Genomic DNA, 254 nt, shown 5'->3' with positions numbered 1-254 from the left:
AAGTGAAGAAGGGTAAGCCTGCTAAAGACAAAAAAGGCAAGGATAAAATCGATCAGACAAATTGGATTTTTTTTGATAGAGAAACCTTGGAAGGCTTGCTAGTAAAAGCTGACAAGGATCCCAAAAAAGGAGGTATTCAGTTTTATATCACTGAATATACGGAAGAAGTAGCTGCTAAATATCACCCAAACGAAGTGGATCAATTAACCGGCGCGTTAACTGTAGTCATGAGAGCAGCTAATCTAAACGAAGAC

1 pseudogene is annotated in these 254 nt (G+C 38.6%); it reads left to right on the top strand.

What is annotated here, in order from left to right:
* Positions 1-2: 2 nt before the first annotated feature.
* Positions 3-254 (top strand): annotated as a pseudogene (locus I5349_RS13895) (molecular chaperone DnaK); the annotation flags it as partial.

Origin of the sequence: Penaeicola halotolerans, assembly GCF_016464625.1 — a bacterium.
In the GTDB taxonomy this organism is placed as follows: domain Bacteria; phylum Bacteroidota; class Bacteroidia; order Cytophagales; family Cyclobacteriaceae; genus Penaeicola; species Penaeicola halotolerans.
The sequence above is the reverse complement of the archived record's forward strand: the minus strand, read 5'-3'. Positions and strand labels throughout refer to the sequence as shown.